This window comes from Synechocystis salina LEGE 00031, from assembly GCF_015207985.1.
Taxonomy (GTDB): domain Bacteria; phylum Cyanobacteriota; class Cyanobacteriia; order Cyanobacteriales; family Microcystaceae; genus Synechocystis; species Synechocystis salina.
This window is the reverse complement of record NZ_JADEVV010000025.1, coordinates 48,083-55,167: the sequence shown is the minus strand read 5'-3', so window position 1 is coordinate 55,167 and position 7,085 is coordinate 48,083. Positions and strand designations below refer to the sequence as shown.

Sequence of the window (7,085 nt, the reverse complement as noted above, 5' to 3'; positions counted from 1 at the left end):
AATAAAGCCAGCCGAAGCCTCAATGGCCCCTTTGATTTCCTCGGCATTGCTAGTTTCCGCATTAATGGCCGTCACCGCTACCCCTGCTTTGGTTATACCTCTGGCGATCGCCTGGGCGAGGGTGCTGGTATTGCCGTAGGCGGACGCATAGATTAATGCCACGTTCAAAGCTTGGGCCTGTTGTTCACTGAGCCATTGTTGGTAGTTACGGGTCAACTCCCGCAAACCGTAGCGCACTAAGGGGCCATGGCTGGGGGCATAGGTCTGGGCGGGATAGGCTTCTAGCTTATTGAGGGCCGCACTCACCTGGGCCGCAGCGGGGGCCAACAAACAGTCAAAGTAATAGCGGCGGTCTTCTTGGTAAATGGTCCAGCCTTCATCAAATACTTGGTCGCCACAAACATGGGCCCCAAATAGTTTATCGGTGAATAAGATTTCGGTGCGGGGATCGTAGGTGCACAGTTGCCCAGGGTAACGGGGGCTGGGGGTGGGGGTAAAGCTCAACTCATGACCCCGCCCTAAATCCAGGCGATCGTTGCCTTTCATCACTTGAATGGGATTATTAACGTCTCCATCCGCCAGTAATTTTTCTAAATTTTGGGCAGCGGGGTTAGAGCAAATAATCGTTGCCTGGGGAGCCAAACTTAATAACAGCTTCAGGGTATGGCTCCGGTTGGCGTTAACGTGGCCCAAAATGACGTAATCCAGGATGTTCAGGTCTAGTCGTTGGATTAGTGTACCGACAAAATTATCAGTGAAGGACTCCCCCGGCGGATCAAATAGAGCCACCTTATCAGCGCTGATTAGATAACTGTTGGCCGTGGTGCCCCTTTGCAGACCATACTCAATTTCAAACTTCAACCTGTCCCAAGTGCGGGAGCGAAACACAGTGGTGTCAACGGCGATCGGGCAGATTTGAACGTCTTTGGCAGGCATGGTGGGGAGAGGAAAAAACAACTTACCAACCATGGTAGTTAGTTGGGTTGTCTCCAGTTTTGCATGGATTTCTGACTTTTGTGTCGGCCCCGTTCACGCCCTGATCCGGGCCAATGGATGAAGTGCTCAATGATCAATGCTTACGGCGAATTTGCTGTATTAGCGCTGTATTAGCACAGAGGGATCTGCCGTTGAAATTGTTCGGGAATACCCAAAAGACAATGGTTTGAGACTAATTTCCAAAGATTCACGCTTTTATCGAATATCCTTACTTTACCGTTATCCGCCCAGGCTAGTTTAGCTTTGAATCAGCGATTGTAGCCGCGAGGTCATTCTAAAGTCAATTATGAAAAGACAAGAATACATTGAGGCTTTCTCGGTCAATTCTGATTCAATATTGATCCTACAATTGATTTTTCTAGCCATTGCCAATTCGACACAAGCTCTCACCGGGACAGGAATGACAGCCTATCGTTGAAAATGTTGTTTCACCACATCCCAGCGGGAACAGTCCCAATAATCAATGTGAGAAATAATTAACCCAGCTTCGTTCAGGGTCAACTCACTGCGGCCGCTGATGGCAATTCTCGGCTTCCAGGGCAAGGGAGAAGTCCAACTTAAGGTCCAACGGGTAGTAATTTCTTGGTCCACCCGGGCAATGTCATGGAGTTGTAGGTCGATCGCCTGAAACCAACGGACCAGGAATTGGATCATTTTTTCGTACCGGGCCAGGCCCCGAAACTGGGTCAAGGGGTCTTGGAAATAAACGTCGGCATCATAGATGCTCAGGGTCTGTTGCCGGGGAAAATTGGCATAGTCCCGTTGCAGGATGGTCAGAATGCTATCTTCGGAGGTCATTTTGGGGCTTTCCATTGTCGGCGGTAACATTGACTGGTTTAATTTTGTTAAGTTTATTTGACATTTAGGAGGAAAAGGTTTTGTCCAAGCAATCGATCGCCAATTTAACGGAGGCAGACCTCGCAGGCAAACGGGTTTTTGTCCGGGTGGATTTTAACGTGCCCCTAGATAACGGCAGCATTACCGACGACACCAGGATTCGGGCGGCCTTACCCACCATCAAAGACCTGTTAAGCAAAGGCGCCAAAGTTATTTTGGGCAGTCATTTTGGCCGTCCCAAGGGCAAAGTGGTGGACAGCATGCGCCTGACCCCCGTTGGCGATCGCCTAGCAGAATTATTGGGACAACCGGTGGTTAAATGCGACGATTGCATTGGCGCTGAAGTTACGGCCAAGATTGCTAGCCTGCCTAATGGCGGTGTGGCCCTGTTAGAAAATCTCCGTTTCCATGCCGGAGAAGAAGGTAACGATGCCGAATTTGCCAAAGCCTTAGCGGCCAACGCTGACCTCTACGTCAACGATGCCTTTGGTACTGCCCACCGGGCCCACGCCTCCACTGAAGGGGTAACCCATTTCCTCAGCCCCAACGTTGCTGGTTACCTAATCGAAAAAGAATTACAGTTCCTGCAAGGAGCCATCGAAGCCCCCAAACGTCCCCTGGTGGCGATCGTCGGTGGTTCTAAGGTATCCAGCAAAATTGGTGTCATCGAAACGCTCCTGGATAAATGCGACAAGCTGATCATCGGCGGCGGCATGATTTTCACCTTCTACAAAGCCCAAGGTTTGAGCACCGGCAAATCCCTGGTGGAAGAAGATAAATTAGAACTGGCCAAGTCCCTCATGGCTAAAGCCAAAGAAAAAGGAGTAGAGTTCCTCCTACCCACTGACGTGGTGGTGGCCGACAATTTTGCCCCCGATGCCAACACCCAAACTGTTAGTGTCAACGCCATTCCCGATGGTTGGATGGGTCTAGATATTGGTCCTGATTCCGTCAAAACCTTCCAGGATGCCCTAGCGGGTTGTGGCACCGTCATCTGGAACGGCCCCATGGGGGTATTTGAATTTGACAAATTTGCCGCAGGCACCGAGGCGATCGCCAGGAGCTTGGCCGAATTAACCGCCAGCGGTACCGTTACCATTATTGGTGGTGGGGATTCGGTCGCTGCAGTAGAAAAAGTAGGAGTGGCCGAAAAAATGAGCCACATTTCCACTGGTGGGGGTGCTAGCCTGGAATTACTAGAAGGTAAGGTACTGCCCGGCATTGCCGCTTTGGACGACCGATAAAGTCTGCCTAGATAATTCTGGAAAAAGATTTTTCTCACCAGTTTAAAGACTGGGCCACGGGAGAAAATTTTTCACCAGATAGATAGGCTCTTTTCACCTTTAGAACGCTGAAAAACTCCTCAGAAATTAACCGGGAAGATGGACAAAAATCTGTCCTCCCGTTTTTTTGTGCGCCATTATCATCACCCCCCAAAAAAGTGCATCAATAACATTTTTGAGCAATGGACAATGCTATAGCTAGAAATAGTTTATTGTGCCAATTTTCTTCCGAAAACTAACCTATGCGACTAGAACAGTTACAGGCTTTTTTAAAAGTTGCAGAACTAGGCAGTTTTCAACAGGCGGCATTACAATCGGAAGTAACCCAATCTACCATTAGTAGGCAAATCCAGGGTTTGGAATCTGCCCTCAAATGCCAACTATTCCACCGGGGAGCCCAGGCAAAACTAACGGTGGCGGGGGAATTATTTCTACGGCGGGCGAGGAAAATTTGTCAAGAATGGGATGTGGCTAGTGAGGAAATTAGTAGCCTTTTTCAAGGTAAACAAACGGAATTATGTGTGGCAGCGATCCACTCAGTTTGTGTCTCTTCCTTGCCTAGTTTATTACCCAAATTTTGCTTAGGGCATCCCCACATTCAACTGCGGGTGACGGCCCTGGGGAGTGACCGAGCTTTGAAAGTTTTACAAGATGGTTTGGTGGATGTGGCCATTATCATGAGCCATCGCAGTTTAACTAATACTAAGGAGTTGGCCATTAAACCCCTCTATGAGGAGCAAATTTGTATTTTGATGGCGGGAGACCATCCCCTAGCAGCAAAAAAATTCATCACTTGGAAAGATTTGGGACCCTATCCCCAGGTGATTTTTAAGGACGGTTACCGAATGCGACGGCTGGTGGAAGATGAATTTAGTCGCCGGGAAATTCCCCTCAACGTTAGTTTGGAGCTAAATATTCCCGAAGCCTTTTATGGGGTGGTACAGGGAAGCGAAATGATTGCCCTAATGCCCCAGTCTTTGGTCAAGCCGGTGATTGAGAATCCCAGTTTTTCTGTGCGCTATTTATTTTGCCCAGAGTCTGGCGATCGCCAAGATTTTCGACGACAGGTGTCGGTGGTGACCACGGTGGATCGCCTGCAAATGCCCCCCGTGGCCGAATTTTTCAATTTAGTAGTGGACCATTACCGCTGTGGAGCCTTAACGGTAAATTAATTTGGGACTAGATTTAACCCCTAAGTTCGGCTACCAATGTCTGTTCCGCCATGGCCAGGGCCTCCGGCAACTTACTTGGATCCCGTCCCCCGGCCTGGGCCAGATTAGGACGACCGCCGCCACCACCACCACAAATTTTGGCAATGGCACCGATAAATTGCCCAGCCTTAAGTTGTTTGGTTTTAACCAATTGGGGACTAAAGGCCGCCACTAGGCTGACTTTACCTGGTTCGGGAATGGAAGCTAGTACTACGGCACTTTCCCCTAGTTTTTGTTGCAACCGTTCCGCCGCAGTTTTGAGGGATTCTCCGTCCACAGTGCCCAGATCCGCCACCAGGATTTTAAACTCGCCCACGGTTTGGGCTTGGGCTAATAACTGTTCGGATTTTTGCAAAGCCAACTCTTGCTTCAGGGCTTCCAACTGTTTTTGGCTAGCTTTTAATTCCTGTTGTAGTTGGTTAACCCGGTCTGGAATTTCCTCCGGTTTAGCTTTGAGGCGATCGCCAAGCTCTTTGACCACCGCTTCCCGCACATTGAGGTAATCCAACACCGCCGGCCCCGCCACCGCTTCAATGCGCCTTACTCCAGCGGCAATGCCCGTTTCCGCCACTATTTTGAACAAACCAATTTCGGCCGTATTGGCCACATGGGTGCCGCCACATAGTTCTAAAGAAACTCCCGGCACGTCAATGACCCGCACTTCAGCGCCGTACTTCTCTCCGAACATGGCGATCGCCCCTTTGGCCTTGGCATCGGCGATCGGCATTACTGCTACCTCAGTTTGATGGGCTTCGGCAATCCATTGATTGATCAAATCTTCAATTTGCTGTAACTCCTCCATGGTCACTGCCCGGGGAGAATTAAAATCGAACCGTAAACGGTTGAAATCCACCAAGGAGCCGGCTTGGGAAATCCCCTCATCCACCACTTTTTTCAGGGCCGATTGCAGTAAGTGGGTGGCCGTGTGATTGGCTTGGGCTCGACGGCGGCAAGCCCGATCAATGGTGGCAGTGACCGTATCCCCCACCTGGACAACGCCCCGTTCCACTCGACCAAAATGGATAAAAACGCCCGATTCCCGCTTCACATCTTCAATGCGAATGAGCAAGTTATCGCCGTTGAGAAAACCTTTGTCACCAATTTGCCCGCCGGATTCTCCATAGAAAGGGGTTTGATCCAGTACGATTTGCACAGTTTGCCCCGCTTTCCCTTCTTCTACCAATGCCCCCGCCACCAATACCGCTTTGACTATTGCTGAACTTTGTACATCGGTATAGCCCAAAAATTCCGTGGGATGGATACGGTTAGCCAATTGGTCTAAACTTTCCTGCACGGTTAAATCTATAGTTTCGTGGGCCGCTTTGGAACGTTCCTGTTGTTCCTGCATAGCTTTTTTAAACCCTTCCACATCCACAGTAATACCCTGTTCTTCGGCAATTTCCTGGGTTAATTCCAAGGGAAAACCAAAGGTGTCGTATAAAGTAAACGCATCTACGCCGGCAATTTCCTTGACTCCGTCGGCCATTAAATCCGCTAACAACTTTTCTCCCCGTTCTAGGGTTTTCAAAAAAGCCGCTTCTTCTCGTTGTAACTCCTGTTCAATCAAGGTTTGGCGTTCCAACACATTGGGATACACTGGCTGGGCTAGGTCAATGGCAGTGGCGGCTACTTTGGTGGTAAATTCCCCTTCTATCCCCAGTAAACGGCCATGGCGCACCACCCGGCGGATCAATCTTCGGAGCACATAGCCCCTTCCTAAATTGGACGCACTAATACCGTCGGCAATCATGTGGACAACGGCACGGACGTGATCTCCAATTACCTTCAAAGAAACTTTCGTTTTTTCATCGGCTTGGGCGTAATCAATCCCCGCTATCCCTGCCGCTGTTTGAATAATGGGGAAAATCAGATCCGTTTCGTAATTATTGGGCACTTGTTGCAGAATTTGAGCCATTCTTTCTAAGCCCATGCCCGTGTCAATATTTTTTTTCTCCAGGGGAGTCAAATTCTCCCCCATATCCCGGTTGTACTGCATGAATACCAAGTTGTAAAACTCAATAAACCGGCTATCGTCTTCCAAGTCTAATTTCTCATCCCCTAATTCTGGGTGGAAATCGTAGTAAATTTCCGAACAAGGCCCGCAAGGCCCTGTGGGGCCAGAAACCCAAAAATTATCATCTGCCCCCATGCGTTGGATGCGGTGGGCCGGGATACCAATTTCATCACGCCAAATGGCAAAGGCTTCGTCGTCTTCTTCAAATACACTCACCACCAACCTTTCTGGAGGCAGTTGAAATACTTTGGTGGATAATTCCCAGGCCCAGGCGATCGCCTGAGATTTGAAGTAATCCCCAAAGCTAAAGTTGCCCAACATTTCAAAAAAGGTATGGTGGCGGGCGGTGCGGCCAACGTTTTCAATGTCGTTGGTGCGGATACATTTTTGGGAAGTGGTGGCCCGGGGGAATTCCGCTATCTTTTGTCCTAAAAAAATTGGCTTGAACGGCAACATCCCTGCAATGGTCAACAATACGGTGGGGTCCTCCGGCACCAGAGAGGCGCTGGGCAAAATTTGATGCTGGCGATCGGCAAAGAATCGCAAAAATTGCTCACGAATGGCGGGGCCGCTGAGGACGGGCGGGGTGGTGGTCATGGTCTAGTTGAAGATTTTGCAGATGAAACTTTGGGACACTGTGGCTATTTTCCCATTTTAGGGGTTGGTGCCTGACCCTTTCTTACCGGAGGTTCAACCCCAGTTAAAACTATGTGGAGTGGTTAGAATCTGTCCATTAACTCCATG

The 7,085-nt window shown here is 49.5% G+C and carries 5 protein-coding genes; 2 read left to right on the top strand and 3 right to left on the bottom strand.

The window, feature by feature from the left end; translation table 11 throughout:
• Together IQ217_RS10255 and IQ217_RS10250 are read right to left on the bottom strand one after the other, a co-directional pair.
• Positions 1-936 (bottom strand): FprA family A-type flavoprotein (locus tag IQ217_RS10255; protein WP_476718270.1); only part of this gene is annotated, 936 nt, incomplete at its 3' end.
• A 468-nt stretch (positions 937-1,404) separates the two neighbouring features.
• Positions 1,405-1,794 (bottom strand): DUF2358 domain-containing protein, encoded by a 390-nt coding sequence (locus tag IQ217_RS10250; RefSeq protein WP_476718269.1) that lies wholly within the window; start codon positions 1,792-1,794, stop codon positions 1,405-1,407.
• An 80-nt stretch (positions 1,795-1,874) separates the two neighbouring features.
• On the opposite strand from IQ217_RS10250, the gene IQ217_RS10245 reads away from it, so the two are divergent.
• Together IQ217_RS10245 and IQ217_RS10240 are read left to right on the top strand one after the other, a co-directional pair.
• On the top strand, positions 1,875-3,077 hold the full coding sequence (locus tag IQ217_RS10245; RefSeq protein ID WP_190595721.1) for a phosphoglycerate kinase: 1,203 nt from the start codon (positions 1,875-1,877) through the stop codon (positions 3,075-3,077).
• Positions 3,078-3,358: 281 nt separating this feature from the next.
• Entirely contained in the window at positions 3,359-4,288 is a 930-nt protein-coding gene (locus IQ217_RS10240) for a LysR family transcriptional regulator (RefSeq protein ID WP_194019857.1), read from the top strand.
• Between the two features lie 13 nt (positions 4,289-4,301).
• On the opposite strand, the gene alaS is transcribed toward IQ217_RS10240, so the two are convergent.
• The gene (alaS, locus tag IQ217_RS10235; RefSeq protein ID WP_194019856.1) at positions 4,302-6,938 is read right to left on the bottom strand and encodes an alanine--tRNA ligase; all 2,637 of its coding nucleotides are present in this window, start codon (positions 6,936-6,938) and stop codon (positions 4,302-4,304) included.
• Between the last annotated feature and the right edge of the window lie 147 nt (positions 6,939-7,085).